Raw genomic sequence first — 14,427 nt, 5'->3', positions numbered from 1 at the left:
GTAGTTTATGGCCGACAGAATCAAAGGGCGGCGAAACCGAGCCTTCACGCTGGTGGAGTTGCTCGTCGTAATCGCCATCATCGGCATGCTGGTGGCGTTACTATTGCCAGCGGTGCAGCAGGCGCGCGAGGCGGGGCGGCGAGCCCAGTGCAGCAACAACCTGCGGCAGTTGGCGCTCGGCCTGCAGAACTATCACTCCACTCACAACTGCTTTCCGCCGTCGTACATTGCCAACACCAAGCATCCGTCGCGTGATCCAGAGACCTTCGACGGCCCTTCGGGCTTCGCCTGGGGAGCGCTGCTGCTGCCGTTCATCGAACAGCAACCTGTGTACGACAAGTTCGACTTCAAGCAACCATGCTGGAGCACCGTGAATGCTGCGACGGCTCAAACGACTCTCAAGGTCTTTTACTGCCCTTCATCTTCGGGCAATCCTGGCCCGTTCGATGTGAATAACAGTTCGGGCTCGGTGCTCGCAAAATTTGGTCGCGCCGATTTTGTCGCTAATGCGGGGATGGAAGAGCCCTGGGGCTTCACGCTCGAAGATTGGACTTCGGTGGCCGATGGGCCCCTGTATCGCAACTCGCCGACGCGAGCGGCCGACGTCACCGATGGGCTCTCGAACACGGTGTTCCTGGGCGAGCATAGTAGCCTGCTGAGTAGCAAGACTTGGGTGGGCGTGATTCCCGGCGCGTCGGTCTGTGCGAATCGCCCCGACAAGTTCCCAATCACCGCCTGTGACTTTGCCACAACCCTGGTGAATGTACATAGCGGGCCAGCGTCCGGTGAGCTCGATCCCGTCACTGGCTTTGCTCCGATTCACCCGCCGAACAGTCCGCTCTGTCACGTCTGCCAGATGTACGCCGAGCATCCTACCGGCTGCAACGTCGCGCTCGGCGATGGGAGTGTGCGGTTCATTTCTCAGTTCATTCACCAGCCTACGTGGGCCGGACTTTCGAGCCGCGCGAGCGGTGAAGTGCTTCAGGATTTTTGATTGTTGCCTGCCATGAAAAACCTGCCCATCGTTTTGCTCGTTGGCATCGCCTGCTTTAGCTTGGCCGGTTGTTCACGTCCGCCGGCCGTCCAGCACGATCACTTGCCGCTCATCTCGTCGCTTCGTACTGCTTGCTCGGCCCGCAACACCACGTGGCTCGCAGGTGTCAAACGGGCCGTCGCCGAACGACAGACTGCCGGCAAAATGTCGGTCGACGAGCGGGCCCACTTCGACAAACTCATCGCCCAAGCGGAAGCGGGCGAATGGGAAACTGCCGAACGAGCCTGCCTGAAGTTCGAACAGGCTCAGCTCAGCCGCAAGCGCCCCGCAGCGGAAACGGCGGGACATTCGCACGATCATAGCCATGCCGACTGAAGCTACCGCAGCCGGAAATTGCTCGGCGCGGTAGAATGGAAGGCACAAGTGAAAGCCGCGTACTGCGGTAGAAGTGTCTTGCAGGAGCTAGTCGCGTGGTTGATCGGGAAGCGTGTTTGATTTACTTCCGGCAAGCGATCGCCGAACCTTTGAGTGTGCCGCCGTGGTCGGAATGGTGGCTGGTCAACGAAGAGTTGGTGGGCGAGTCGTTTCCGCTCGTCGATTACGTGCGATTGAAGCATCGCAAGCTGTGGGGAGCTCAGCAGATTTTGCAAATCGAGGGAGAGCTGCCTCCGGACTTCTCTCCGCAAAGTCCATTAATCTCGGGAGCGTGTTGCCGCTGCGGCGAGCGATTCGTCAATCATCCCGAGGCGGAAGCGACCGGCGATGTACGCTGCGGCAGTTGCGGGATTAAGTACCTGTTCGTACACGGACCTGAGCAGGAATAGAACTGAATCACGACCGCTGCTTGCGTGTGAGGATCACCAGCCCCAAGATGGTCAGTCCCACGCCGGCAGTTAGTGCGACCGAAGCCGGCTCGCGAAAGACGAGCACGCCAGCGAGTGCTGCCAGTGCCGCTTGTGCGGCGTTGAGCACATTGGCATAGACCACGCTCGTTAGTTGCAAACACCGCGTGAGTGCGACGAAGGCTAATGCATTGCAAACACCTGCGGCCAGCATCAGGGCTACATCCAGCGATTCCGTGTGCAGCATGCCTTGCCAACCGATGCGCTGCATGGCAAGAAAACCCAGGCTGGCAAGCCCCATCAGAGAGACGGTCATCAGCGTGGCCGGCAAGGTTGCCCCATGTTGCACGGCGTGCCGAATGACCACGTTCAGCACCGAGTAAGCCACTCCCGAGAGGCAAGCCGTTGTCACACCAATCGTTAGTTGCCAAGGATTGGCCGCGACTTTCTGCAGCACCATTGCGCGAGCTTCTTCCGCGCCCAACGAGAGCACGGCGATGGCCATCAACAGCACGCCCACGGCAATCGCTGAGGTGAGATTCACTCGTTCGTGCAAAAACACACGGCTGAGGAATGTCGCACCGACGATCATGCCGCCCAGCGAAAGCGGAACGGTAAGTGCCAAGCCAATCTGCCCGAGGGCAAACTGAAACGAGATGTTCCCGCCCAATTGTCCCACGAGCGAGGCGGCGGCAATCATCAGCCAGATCTTGACGGGGGGCACACCTTCACCGCGCCGCAACGAAAACAACACCCAGGGCGAGAGACAGGCGGCTGTCGAGAGCGCCTTCATGGCCGACACCCAGATTGGGTCGTAATCGCTGACGGCCCGCAAGAATCCGTTTGCGACCGTGTACACCACTGCGGAGAAGAGTCCGCAAAAGGTCCCGAACCAAGGATGCGGCGCCAGGAGAACCGGCTTGGCCAGCAATGGTGCAGCGTCGGTCGAAAGTTTTGTCACAGAGGCTGAATCGCCGTAGGCAAGAATCGCCAGCGACCCAATGGTTGCTGCGACCGCCTGACAGGAAGTGATAAAGCACAATTATAGCGCAAATTCCCTTTACATTGCAGGGGACCAGATAAGCGTGCGAGGGCAAAAAACGCCTAGCGTCACTTAGTAGAGGGGAGTAACATCTGAGGATTCTGTAATTGCGGCAAACCCATTCGCCAGGGCCTTCCGATGTCTACGTTAATTCGAGTTTTGGTTGCCGGACTACTTGTGGTTACCCTATCGAGCACCTTCTCGATCGCCCAAGAGAAACCAGCGGCAGAGAACGCTGCTGCGGCAATCACGCTGACACCTTCGGAAGCGAAGGCTGCTCTGGAAACTGCGGGCTTCAAAGTTACGACAACGGGCGTCTCACTCCCTGCTGAAGCAGAGTTCGCCAAGCAGGTGAAGGACATCACCACCGTTCGCAAGAGCTATCTCGCTGCCGAAAAGGAGTTGGCTGTGGCGGAGCTAGAGCTAGAACAGGTCAAAGCCACGATCACGACTTTGAAGACTAACGAGGTTCAATACAACGCGGCTTTGGCAGCGGGGAACCTGACGGTCGACAATCACAATCGTCTCGTGGGTGCGTTGAATGCCATCGGCGGTCAAATTGACCTCGGCTTGCAACAGCAGGGAAAGTCGACCGACAAGGTACGAGCAGCTCGTGGCAAATCGAACGCGGCCCGCGAAGCCTACACCGAGAAGTTGCTAGAGGTTCGCTCCGCCGCAGACAAGGTAGAACAAGCCTGGTCGAAAGCAGCTGCGGATCCGAAGAATCAGGCTGCGATGGCCAAGGTCAACGAAGTGCTGAAGAAGTCCCTCGCCCTTAAGCCAACACCGGTCTTCACGGTGGCCGAGCGGCAATTGGCTCAACTCGAAGACAAGATTCTGTCCGAGAATATTGCCCTGCGCGACGACGATGCCACCTTGTGGGCGTCGGTTATGATCAACGGCAAGCACACCAAGGAAATGATCGTCGACTCGGGTGCTCAATCGCTGGCTCTGCCCTATGCAATGGCCAAAGAGATGGGCCTGGAACCGATGAGCACCGATCCTCGCATCACGTTGATCTTGGCCGATGGCCGCGAGATCCCTGGTTTTCAGAAGACCCTGGGGAGCGTACGCGTGGGCAAGTTCCTGGTGGAAGGTGTCGACTGCGTGGTGATGGACGAATCGGCCGTGGCAGCTCGCCCACTCCTCGGCATGAGCTTTCTCGGTAACTTCAAATTCGAAGTCGACAAGGCCCGCGCCATTCTGAAAATGGTCAAGGTCGACGAAGAGGCCAACGCCAGCAAGCGTGACGCAGCCAAGAAAAAAGAACAAGAGTAGCCCTTGGCCGACCAGCAGCAGTTTGCAGAATTATCGGGCCGCTCAGGTCGCCCGATCGCTAGCGGGGAGGTTTATCGGTAGTTACACTTGCACCAGCGAGAGTTGCGAAATCTTCGTTGTTTTTTCATCGATTCAACTTATTGCTCTTGGCGATAGGGCAATAAACGTCGATAAGTCAGATGACCGGTTACCCCGCGATTGTGGGCGATGAAGGGGCAGCCTGCCACAACTACTGACGCCGCAGCTTGAGTGAGGTTGGCGAACGGATTTCGCCAATCCGCAGCATTAAGCCAGTTTTCACACTTCCTCTCCACATTCGTGTTTGCACGAAGCATGGGGGTTCGCCATGAGGGGAAGTTTTGTTGACCCAGCGCGCGGCAGAGTGCCCAGCACCGCGAGAGTCTATCTCGCACTCTTACTGGGCAGTTTCTTTAGTCCGGTCCTTTCCAGTCCATTGGCCGCGCAAGATCCCGTTGATCGCAGTGCGGTCCCCGTGAAGGCGAGCGATTCGCCCACGCTGGAGCGCAATTTGCTTGAGCGCACGGGCTGGATTCGCCTGGAATTGATTGGCGGCCGAATCGCCGTCCTCGGACATCGCTGCGGCCAAAGCCGCGTGGTGCAAGTGGGCGAGCCGACGGAAATCCCCAGCGAGCAACTGAGCGTGCAGCTGCACTCCGAGTCGCTCGTGATTCATTACGAAGACTTTCAGCCCGAACGGCAGCTTACGTTCGACCTGGACGATCAGCAGCGTCTGACTCTGACGAGCACCGGCTCGAGTCCCACCGCTGACGTGAAACTGGTTCAGCCCTTCAAGGGCCCGCTCACGGTAACCATGGGCCGCGACAAGCAGCAAACTTACACCGCTGCCACCCTTTGGCACCTGATGCTGAAGCAGCCACACCTGTGCGAAGAAGCACTGTTCCCGATGCTGGAAACCTTGCGTCCGCACTGGCGACTGCAGGAGCAGGCTGCGGCGATCGAACAATCGCTGATCGGCCTCGCCGGCAAGAATGTTCAGGCCGAACGAACCCAGTGGAGAACCTGGGTCCAGCAACTCGACAGCGATGATTTTCAGCAGCGGCAACAAGCCGATACGCAACTGCGCGCCGCCGGGCAACCGGTCGTATCGTGGCTGCAGCGGCTCGATCGCCGGCAGCTCTCGGCCGAACAAGCCAGCCGAGTTCGCGAGATCTGCCACGGCCTGGCCGATCTTTCGCAAGATACTCCGCAACGCGTCGCTGGCTGGATGGTCGACGACCGCTGTGCCTGGTTCGCTTTGCTGAACCACGATGACTCGCAGGTTCGCCTGGCGGCCTCCAATCATTTGTCGCTATTGTGCGGCAAGCCCTTGGCCTTCGACCCCAACGCCCAGTTCAGCGATCGGCAACAACAGATCGCTCAGCTGCAACTGCGGTTCAGCAGACCGTAGCCGTTCCTTCCGCGGCACTTTGCCTCTTCGATCCTCCGGGGTCGATTTGACGTAACTCACCAGCAGGCAACTGTCGCTGGTTTGCCGATGTTCACAAACGCCCACGCCCGCTGACCCACAACCCGCGCCATTCCCGAGAGATATTGCATTCTTTTCCAGAACAGCAGGCCGGTTTGTGAACACCCCCTGATTGGGCGTCGCTGGCACTTGCGTCAAGCTTTCTGATCGCGCAGCGGCCGGAGACTCCTGCCCACCTGCGGTCCATGGGCCTTCCGTGCGTCCTATCGGTTGGCAACGAGTCCCCTTAGACTCAAGCTGCCTTTCGAATGCGATGCTTCTTCTCCCTATTCACTCGCCAGCATGCAACGGTCCGCCTCAGCCAGCTCCGAGTCAATCACCAGGGTGCCCTTGGTGAGCATGGCGGTGAATGCGGCCCTGGCGGCGCTCAAGATCATTGCGGGCGTCTTCGGCAACTCGTACGCCCTGATTGCCGACGGCATCGAATCGACTTCTGATATCGTCACGTCGCTCGTCGTCTGGGGAGGCTTGCAAGTTGCCATTGCGCCGGCCAACGAACGGCATCCGTATGGTTACGGCAAAGCCGAAGCACTGGCGGGCATCGTGGCAGCACTCGCGCTGCTGGGGGCGGCGGTGATCATTGCCGTGCAAAGCGTGCGGGAGATTCTCACGCCGCATCACTTGCCGCACTGGTCCACGCTGCTGGTGTTAGCCCTGGTGGTCGTTACCAAAGAAGTGATGGCCCGCTGGATTGGCAAATTTGGCGACGAAACCGCGAGTTCGGCGCTGCAGGCCGATGCCTGGCATCATCGGTCCGACGCGCTCACGTCGCTGGCCGCCTTTATCGGCATCACGATCGGTCTGATCGGCGGGCCGGGCTACGAACCGGCCGATGATTGGGCGGCGCTCGTCGCCTGCGTGGTGATTGTCTATAGCGCGTTCATGTTGATGCGGATGGCCATTCGAGATTTGCTCGACGCGGCCCCGCCGAAGCAATTCGAAGAACAGGTGCGACAACTGGCGGCTCATATCGACGGCGTGCGAGCCGTCGAAAAATGCCGCATTCGCAAAAGCGGGATGCAGTTCTTCGTCGAGATCCATATCGAAGTCGATGCCCTCGCCACGGTGCAAGCAGGGCACTCCATCGGCGGTCGCGTGCGTAGCGCCCTGCGCAACTCACCGCTGCGCATCGCCGATGCCTTCATCCACGTCGAGCCGCATCAGCCAGACGTGCCACAGAGCTAGCTCGCCATCAGAACTTGCCCGTCACCGAGCGGTTGACCAGGATATGGTCGATGAACGGCCGGTGTCCTTGGGGGGCGAAGTGTTGCAGCACCCACATGGCGACCTGGCCAGGCGTGCCGTGAATTCCCTTGGTGGTAACCTCGCAATCGTCGTCGTCCACCCCAAAGTGATCGCGCAGGTCGTATTTCAGCATGGCCGTAAACGTCCGGGTTTTGGCATCGGCCGTAAAACCCGTCATCGAAATATGCACGCCCTGAAAGCTGCCGATGCAGATCTTGGCCACGCGATCTTCGACGAGGCTCAGGTTCGGAATCACCGGTTCGATGGCCGGTAACATCCGCCGAGTCTGTTGACCGGGCTCGCTGGCTGGCACATCGACATTCGACCCTCGCTTGGGCCCGGGACCGGTCACCAGATCGCGAAAATCGATCAAGGCCAGCCTCGCTTGGGCCTGCACGTTCTGCCGCAGGCGCTCCTCGAATTGGTTGGCGGCCGCTTTGAAGTTTGGCGTGGCATTGATGGCATTGTCGAGCGAATTGAAGTTTCGCAGTTTCGCCGGCACGTCACTTTCGCCCGTCCAGAACTTAAAGAGCTCGAGCGCCGTTTCACCACCCACCGCCATTTCGTTCCGCAGTAGCGCCTGGTTGAGTCGAACCGAGCGCGCACTGAGCGGTTTATTCGCATCGACGTCGGGAAACGAAGTGATCGCGGCGGCGGTGACGTCTTCAAAGGCTTCGCGCTCCAGCTTGCCAGATTCGATCAGGCCGTTGATGAACTTGCGAATTTCGAGCGGACCAAAGCCCGTCATTCCCAGCGCCAGTTTTTCGATCTCGTTGAGTAGCGCAGCGCCCACGCCCAGCTTGGCGAACCAGACCCGCAATCTCGCCCCAAGTGAGACGCCTTTCACTTGCCGCCGTTCGCTATTGAGATCGGACTTGCCCGCGGCATCGTCGATCTCAGCCAGCATCAACACATTGCCTGACGGTTGATTCACAATCGTCAGCCCGAGCGGAGGAATCGGCGCGGGGGGCAAGGGAGGCGGCACGGGGATGACGCCACCACCTCCACCGCCGCCGGGCGGCAGCAGCGCATCCATCTTGCCCAGTGTCTTTTTCCCGACGCGACCATCCCACTCGCGAGGATCAGTCGGAAACGCCTGCTTTTGAAAGGCGATGACCAGGTTCAATGTCTCTTGTCCAAACTTGCCATCAGGTTCGTTGTTAGGGCCGTTCACAAACGATTGCGGCATTGGATTGCGAGTGAGAATGCGCAGGGCTTTTTGAATGCGGCGCACGGCATCGGTATCGTCGTGCGGCGGCGCAGCCTTGACCGACGGAGCGCCATCCGAAACTTGACGGAGCCGATTGCTTCCCGAAAGCAAGGGATTGTTCAGAGACATGCGCGAGTTCCTCGCTGAAGACTAATGATGAGAGTAGGGCGATGAGAGGTTTTGCTGCCGTTTTCATTTGCAGTCTGCCGACGCCAGGCCCGACTGACTTTGAAACGGTGACTAAGAATCGCGTCGCGGGCCATTCGTTGGCTTGATCCTGCTCATGCTGACGGGGTTGGTGATCGCCATTTTCGTCGCTAGACGGCGCTGGCACAATCGAGCCAACGAATATTGAAAGGTAGTCGCTTCTTTCCTACGGGTTGGTGGCGGCAGCTGGCAGCGAGTCGAGGAAAGCCTGGTCTGCGGCGGACAAGCGTGACCGAGGTACGGCGATTTCATTGCCGTCGGCTTTCTTTAGCCGTACTGTTTCTTTGTCGTAAGAGACGAGCTCTGCCTGAATCTTGAACTTGCCGCTGACATCGCTCCACAGGCGAGCTACTGCGCGCTGCGCAGTGGGTGGCGCATTCGTTGTTGCAACCGGGGATCCTTCCAATGGTTCAGGCAGCAGCCTCTCCAAGGCCTCTGTCATTTGCTGCTCGCTCTCGGCGCCCTGGCCGGCTGTGAGGCGAACCTGCCCGCGCTGGTCAATCAAGAACAACGCGGGGACGCCGCGCGGACCATAAAACTTCGCGAGCTTTTGATTCTTGTTATCAACGGCGATCGGAAACTTCCAGCCGTGCACTTCGGCATACTTCGTCATCGCCTTGTGTTCGTCATCGGGCGGAACCTTTTTGCCGGCGACTCTTTCCGCTCGCTGCGCCGCGTCATTCCATTCGGCATTGGAATAGTCCGTAACTCCAACAATCACCAAGCCGCGGTCGGCGTACTTCTCGTGCCAGGCGGCCAGTCGGGGAGCAAGTTTCGTGCAATACGGACACCAAGGAGCCCAGAAGTTGATGATGACGACTTTGCCTTGGAGGTCGGCATCGGTCACTGGCGTTCCTTGCAGCCAGGTTTCCAATTTCAGTGGAGTTGCATCTTTGGATTGATCGTTTTCTCGCTTGCGAATCGCAGCGAGTTGGAGCTTCAGCGCTTCAACAATATTGGCCACCTCCTTATCGATGGCAGAACGAGATTCTTCCTTGGCTGCCGCCTTAACCTGCGCGACATGCGCTTGCAGCGTCTTGATTTGCAATTCGGCAAGATCGGGTGCCAATTGCAGCCCTGAGGCTATCTCTTGACCCGCCTGGCGGAGATACGCAGTCAAAGCCTTGGAATCGTCCGGCTTCTGCAGGAGTTGCTTGGCCGCTTCTCCGCTGGTAGCCGGGTTAGCTTCAATGGTGGACTTCCACATTTCGAGCCAAGCGGCGATCTGCATTTGCATCTGAGCCGCTTGCGGAGCGGTGGCTTGATGCTTGGCCAGCATGCCTTCGACTTCCTCCATCAGCCGCACTGTTGTGGCTCGATCGTTCGCCACCGCGCGCCCCACTTTGGCCGCTTGCTGTCGCCAATACTCTTGCCATTCGTAGGCATCATTGGGATTAGCCGCAATGAGTTCGGCATGGGTCTTCAGCTTCTCTTGGGCGAAAGCCAGAGTCGTCAAACTCACCAAGAATAACAGCGAACACATGATGGAACGCATGCTCAATCACTCCCCGTTGAGGCCCTTATTATCAACCGCTCATCGGAGGGATATTAGAATTGCCGCTTGCGGCGATTGCAAATTCTGACTCGGTCGTTCATGCCATTTGCTGTTTCTCAACAGCAGCGTGGATTCACGATCTGGCGGCTGGGTCGGCGAGTTTGCTGAGTTGATTGTCGGGGGCGAAGATGAGCGACTCGGAGTTAAGAGAGTAGCGCAGACCGGTCGGAGGTGGGCCGTCGGGAAAGACGTGGCCGAGATGACCTTCGCAGCGCGTGCAGACAATCGCTGTGCGCTGCAGGCCGTGGCTCTGGTCGGTTCGCTCGCGAAGGTTTTCGGTGGCCAGCGGACGACAGAAGCTTGGCCAGCCGGTGCGAGCATCGAATTTGTCGGCGGATGAGAACAGCGGCAAGCTGCAGCCTGCACAGATATAGACGCCACTTCGTTCGTTGTCGTGCAGCATGCCACTAAAAGCAAGCTCGGTCCCTTGGGTCCTTAGCACGCGAAATTGTTCCGGAGTGAGGATCGATTTCCATCTCTCTGGCGAGAATTCCCACGCGGGCGAATCGATGGGACCCACCAATTCACCAGCCTTGTTGAAGACAAACACCAGCGCCATCAATCCGCATCCTCGTGGCAACATCAAAGTTTCATTACGGGGCCATCATCACGGGGCCATCATCGAACAATTGCGCATTCTGTCATCTGCCGAATGACATATGCCGTTTGCTGGGATGTCGCTTGTTTGCTGTGCGTTATAGATGAATGATGCCCCGCTGCAGCGCGATGGTGACGGCATGCGTGCGATCGGTGGCGCTGAGTTTGGCGAGAATGTTTTGCACGTGGATCTTCACCGTGCCGCTGGCGGTTCCTAGCTTGCCGGCGATCTCTTTGTTGGCGAGACCTTGCGCGACGAGCGTTAGCACTTCCACCTCGCGGGGCGTTAATGCATCCTGAGGAAAGTAGCCCGCGACGCGCTCGGCCACTTCCGGAGACATGAGCTTGTGCCCGGCGAAGACTTTGCGAATCGCAGTTAGCACTTCGGTATGGACCATCTCTTTGAGCAAGTAGCCGCGCACACCCGCTTCGAGCGCGCGGAAGATGTCTTGATCGCCGTCGTAACTGGTAAGAGCGACGATTTTGGCCTCAGGAAATTCGCCGCGAATCGCCTTGATTGCACCGATGCCATCCAAGCCAGGCATGCGCAGGTCCATGAGCGTGACATCGGGGCGGTGCTTGCGAAAGAGATCGACGGCGTCGAGACCATTGGCCCCTTCGGCCACGAGTTCGATATCGCTTTCGTTGCTGAGAATGGCAATGATCCCTTTGCGCACCAACGGATGATCGTCGACGCACAGCACGCGAATCAGCGGTGATGAGTTTGTGTCGCTCATGGATTGGACCGCTCGGGAATAGCGACGAGGGAAGCTGCGACAGGCAAGCTGAGGGTGACTGTCGTTCCCTGCCGCGCATGGCTGCGCCACTGCAGTTGGGCGCCGATCTGACTGGCCCGCTCGCGCATGCCGATGATGCCATAGTGCCCGGGCTGTACCTGTTCGAGATGTCGCTGCACATCAAAGCCCGAGCCATCATCGTGAATCGAGATTACCAACCGCTGGCGTTCGACGCCCATCTTCACTTCAATCAGGCTCGCCCCCGCATGCCGAACGGCATTGGCAATCGCTTCCTGCACGATGCGCAGGACGTTGTACTCCAGATCGGCGTCGAGCTTGCTTGCCAGCGTTGCTAGTTGCAAGCTAAGGCGCGCGTCACTGGCTTCTGTCAATTGACGGGCCGTTTGCGCGATGGCAGTGGCCAGACCCGACTCGCTCCCTTGCGGATTGCGCAGGCCGGCAACCGAGCGGCGCGCTTCACTCAGGCAGCCACCGGCGTCGCGGATGATCTCGGTGAGCGTGGCGGACTCGGGAGACTTTTGCAATCGCGTCGCCAAAGCCTGCATTTGCATCGTCACGCCGGAAAAGCCTTGAATCAACGTGTCATGCAATTCGCGCGCGATCCGATTGCGCTCGGTTAGCACCACTTGCAACCGATCTTTGATGTGTCGTACGCGCAAGCGATAGGCAATCCAGGCCGCCGCAGCAATGCCGGCGAGCAACAACAAGAGAAAGCTAGAGGTCTCGTAGAAATGAGGCCGGAGTGTGAATTCGACGGGTAGCGCTGCTTCGGTTTCACTGCCGTCCGAATTAATGGCTTGCACGCGAAAGCGATAGCGACCCGGCGCGAGATTGGTATAGAAAGCCTGCCGCCGCGAGCCGGAGGCAATCCAATTGGGGTCAAAGCCTTCGAGTTGGTAGCGAAACGCAATCCGCGTCGGCGATGCAAAACTGAGCGCCGTGTAGTGGAACTCGAAATTCGTGTGGCCCGGTGGAAGTCGTTGCAATTGCTGCGGGCGCATGTCCTGGCCGTTGACGCGTACTTCTTCGATCAAGACCGAAGGCTTAGGCAACTGACGCCCGAAACGCTGCGGATCGACCACGATGATGCCGCGAATCGTCGAGAACCAAACGCGGCCATCTTGCATCTTCCAAACGGTGGGTTGCACACCGCTTTGGCATTCGATCGTGCGCAAGGCATCGGTTGGACTGAACGGTGTGCTTATTAGCCTGTCTGACTGACCGGCCGCGAACTTTTCTAGATCGGCGAGCGGCACGAAGAAAATCCCTCGGCTGCAGGCCATCCAAAGCCGGCCTTTGTCGTCAGTCGCAATGCCAAAGATGTCGTCGTCGTACAACCCATCTTTCACGCTGAAGCGAACCTGCCTGTCTCCATCAATCAGCCCCAATCCACCGCCGCGAATGGCAGCCCACAGACGATTCTGTTCATCGAGATACAGCGAATGAATGTCCGACCAACCACTCAACTGTTCATTGAGCAGACTGATTCGGCCATCTTGCACGCGATACAGACCTCCGCCCGCCAGCGCGGCCACCAGATATTTTCCGCCGACGTCGATCAGCGATTGAATGGGCGCTGCGACTACCGCTTCTTCTCCCTGTGGTGCGACGAACTTCCCTTCGCGTAGTTCGACCAGGCCAGCTTCGGTGCCTACCCATAAGGCACCAGCCCGGTCGCGGCAGAGAGATAAAATCTTGTTTGCCGGCAGCCCATCTTCTTTCGTGTATCGCTCGACCACCTTCCCCGCTTGGAACTTGCATAGACCTAGCTCGGTGCCGATCCAGAGGTCGCCATCGCTGTCCGCAAGCGATAGTACGGTGTCGCTCAAGAGTCCGTTGTTCGTCGTCGCCACCTGGGTGAATCGTCGACCGTCGAACTGCGCGAGACCTGCTCCTAATGTTCCTACCCAAATGTTGCCCGCATCGCTCTGCAGGACTGGGCCCGTGGCATTGCTCGGCAAACCTTCGGTGGTTGTGAATGGCAACAGCGTGCGGCGATCGACGAGTTGATTCAAACCATTTTTTGTTCCTACCCACAGGCTCCCCTCGTGGTCTTCGCAAATGGCGAAGACGGTGCTCTGCGACAAGCCTTCTTTCGTCTGAAACGGCTCGACGCGGTCACCCAAGATGCGGCACAGGCCATCCTTGGTTCCGACCCACAAGCCGCCGCTGCTCCCCAGCGTCAGGCAATGAACAAGGTTATCTCCCAGACCATCGACGGTGGTGAACAGACGGTCGTCATTACCTCTTCGTCGCAGCAGGCCCGCTGAAGTACCAATCCAGACGGTGTCGTCGTCAGTCGCCTGCAGCGCCTGAATGGTGCTTTGCGGCGGTAGCAGAGAAAAGTTCTCGCGCACGAACTTGCTCCCGTCCCAACTGCAAACGTGGGGTCCAGCGGTGCCAATCAAGATTTTACCTGTGGGCGTTTCACTAATCGCGCGAATGGCATTGGTAGGCAGACCTTGCTCGGCTTGATAAACCTGAAACTTACCTTGGCGATAAAAGGCGAGTCCTTGATCGGTGCCCACCCATAACTGGCCGCGATGATCGACAAGCAAGCACTGAATGTTGTTCGAGGGGAGACCTTCGGCAATGGTCAGTGAAAAAGTGGCGCCATCCTGCAGACCGATCAGTCCGGCATCGTCGGTGGCAATCCACAAAGTGCCGGTATCGTCTTCGCACAGATCTTGAATCCAATGATTGGCTACGCGACCACTCCCCTCGATGGGGACGAACCGCGCGCCGTCAAAGCGATAGAGCCCGGCTTGAGTTCCCAGCCAGAGATAGCCATTGCGCGTTTGATGCAGCGAAAAGATCGAGGCGCGGGGCAGCCCTTGGTTGGCTTGCCAAATGCGCAGCAGCGCCTGGGTCAAGGGCCGCTGGGGATCGAGCGCGCGGGCTGCGCAGGGCAGACACAGCAGTAGCGCCGCGGCTATCAGGCAGGCTATCGAAGAGCGTCGAGCGCAGACCATTCACCGTCTCAAAGTTGATACGACAAAACTGAAGCCATCTCCACTCTACCTCGGACGGGCAGGTCCGTGCGGGTCGACTCTATCGCGGGTCTGGCCGGGCGAATAACCTGTATGGTCCATTCCCGCCATCATCGAGAAGACGAGCCAGAATGTCATATGCCTAATGGCAGATATCAGAATCGAAGCCCTTCGGTTCTGATGAATAGTTGTCAGAAGTCTC

General features: G+C 58.6%; 12 protein-coding genes. 6 read left to right on the top strand and 6 right to left on the bottom strand.

From position 1 onward, the window contains the following. Positions 1–7 precede the first annotated feature (7 nt). The 3 genes from NA78x_RS03080 (at position 8) to NA78x_RS03070 (ending at position 1,818) form a co-directional block, all read left to right on the top strand. Positions 8–994 carry a DUF1559 domain-containing protein gene (locus tag NA78x_RS03080; protein WP_425616951.1) on the top strand — a complete coding sequence of 329 codons (987 nt, stop codon included), beginning with the start codon at positions 8–10 and terminating at the stop codon, positions 992–994. A gap of 3 nt (positions 995–997) precedes the next feature. Beyond that, complete coding sequence (locus NA78x_RS03075) at positions 998–1,369, top strand: hypothetical protein (protein WP_425616950.1); 372 nt, start codon at positions 998–1,000, stop codon at positions 1,367–1,369. A 95-nt stretch (positions 1,370–1,464) separates the two neighbouring features. Then, positions 1,465–1,818, top strand: a complete 354-nt coding sequence (locus NA78x_RS03070; protein WP_425616949.1) for a hypothetical protein — start codon at positions 1,465–1,467, stop codon at positions 1,816–1,818. A 7-nt stretch (positions 1,819–1,825) separates the two neighbouring features. Here NA78x_RS03070 and NA78x_RS03065 read toward each other — a convergent pair whose 3' ends face one another. Then, the gene (locus NA78x_RS03065) at positions 1,826–2,797 is read right to left on the bottom strand and encodes an EamA family transporter (protein WP_425616948.1); all 972 of its coding nucleotides are present in this window, start codon (positions 2,795–2,797) and stop codon (positions 1,826–1,828) included. Positions 2,798–3,016: 219 nt separating this feature from the next. Between NA78x_RS03065 and NA78x_RS03060 the strand changes: the two genes are divergently transcribed. The 3 genes from NA78x_RS03060 to NA78x_RS03050 all read left to right on the top strand — a co-directional run bounded on the left by NA78x_RS03060 (position 3,017) and on the right by NA78x_RS03050 (position 6,848). Next, positions 3,017–4,156: a retropepsin-like aspartic protease family protein gene (locus tag NA78x_RS03060; protein WP_425616947.1), complete on the top strand. Its 1,140-nt coding sequence runs from the start codon at positions 3,017–3,019 to the stop codon at positions 4,154–4,156. Between the two features lie 382 nt (positions 4,157–4,538). After that, the gene (locus tag NA78x_RS03055; RefSeq protein ID WP_425616946.1) at positions 4,539–5,585 is read left to right on the top strand and encodes a hypothetical protein; all 1,047 of its coding nucleotides are present in this window, start codon (positions 4,539–4,541) and stop codon (positions 5,583–5,585) included. A 417-nt stretch (positions 5,586–6,002) separates the two neighbouring features. Further along, positions 6,003–6,848, top strand: coding sequence for a cation diffusion facilitator family transporter (locus NA78x_RS03050; RefSeq protein ID WP_425619495.1), 846 nt, complete (start codon positions 6,003–6,005; stop codon positions 6,846–6,848). Between the two features lie 7 nt (positions 6,849–6,855). Here NA78x_RS03050 and NA78x_RS03045 read toward each other — a convergent pair whose 3' ends face one another. The 5 genes from NA78x_RS03045 to NA78x_RS03025 all read right to left on the bottom strand — a co-directional run bounded on the left by NA78x_RS03045 (position 6,856) and on the right by NA78x_RS03025 (position 14,207). Next, complete coding sequence (locus NA78x_RS03045) at positions 6,856–8,247, bottom strand: peptidoglycan-binding domain-containing protein (protein WP_425616945.1); 1,392 nt, start codon at positions 8,245–8,247, stop codon at positions 6,856–6,858. 244 nt (positions 8,248–8,491) lie between these two features. Further along, positions 8,492–9,820, bottom strand: a complete 1,329-nt coding sequence (locus tag NA78x_RS03040; RefSeq protein WP_425616944.1) for a redoxin domain-containing protein — start codon at positions 9,818–9,820, stop codon at positions 8,492–8,494. Positions 9,821–9,953: 133 nt separating this feature from the next. Further along, positions 9,954–10,439, bottom strand: a complete 486-nt coding sequence (msrB, locus tag NA78x_RS03035) for a peptide-methionine (R)-S-oxide reductase MsrB (RefSeq protein WP_425616943.1) — start codon at positions 10,437–10,439, stop codon at positions 9,954–9,956. A gap of 136 nt (positions 10,440–10,575) precedes the next feature. After that, positions 10,576–11,214, bottom strand: coding sequence for a response regulator (locus tag NA78x_RS03030; RefSeq protein ID WP_425616942.1), 639 nt, complete (start codon positions 11,212–11,214; stop codon positions 10,576–10,578). Next, a complete protein-coding gene (locus NA78x_RS03025) occupies positions 11,211–14,207 on the bottom strand; it encodes a sensor histidine kinase (RefSeq protein ID WP_425616941.1) in 2,997 nt (998 codons plus the stop codon). The genes NA78x_RS03030 and NA78x_RS03025 overlap by 4 nt, the downstream gene beginning before the upstream one ends. Positions 14,208–14,427: the final 220 nt, after the last annotated feature.

Origin of the sequence: Anatilimnocola aquadivae (assembly GCF_049819085.1) — a bacterium.
GTDB lineage: Bacteria > Planctomycetota > Planctomycetia > Pirellulales > Pirellulaceae > Anatilimnocola.
Note: the sequence above shows the minus strand (reverse complement) of the source record. Positions and strands in the feature narration are given on the sequence as shown.

Coding starts and splice junctions, on each gene's coding strand:
- NA78x_RS03050 (WP_425619495.1), top strand. CDS start 6,003: ATGGCGGTGAATGCGGCCCTGGCGGCGCTCAAGATCATTGCGGGCGTC.
- NA78x_RS03030 (WP_425616942.1), bottom strand. CDS start 11,214: ATGAGCGACACAAACTCATCACCGCTGATTCGCGTGCTGTGCGTCGAC.
- NA78x_RS03060 (WP_425616947.1), top strand. CDS start 3,017: ATGTCTACGTTAATTCGAGTTTTGGTTGCCGGACTACTTGTGGTTACC.
- NA78x_RS03045 (WP_425616945.1), bottom strand. CDS start 8,247: ATGTCTCTGAACAATCCCTTGCTTTCGGGAAGCAATCGGCTCCGTCAA.
- msrB (WP_425616943.1), bottom strand. CDS start 10,439: ATGGCGCTGGTGTTTGTCTTCAACAAGGCTGGTGAATTGGTGGGTCCC.
- NA78x_RS03025 (WP_425616941.1), bottom strand. CDS start 14,207: ATGGTCTGCGCTCGACGCTCTTCGATAGCCTGCCTGATAGCCGCGGCG.
- NA78x_RS03080 (WP_425616951.1), top strand. CDS start 8: ATGGCCGACAGAATCAAAGGGCGGCGAAACCGAGCCTTCACGCTGGTG.
- NA78x_RS03040 (WP_425616944.1), bottom strand. CDS start 9,820: ATGCGTTCCATCATGTGTTCGCTGTTATTCTTGGTGAGTTTGACGACT.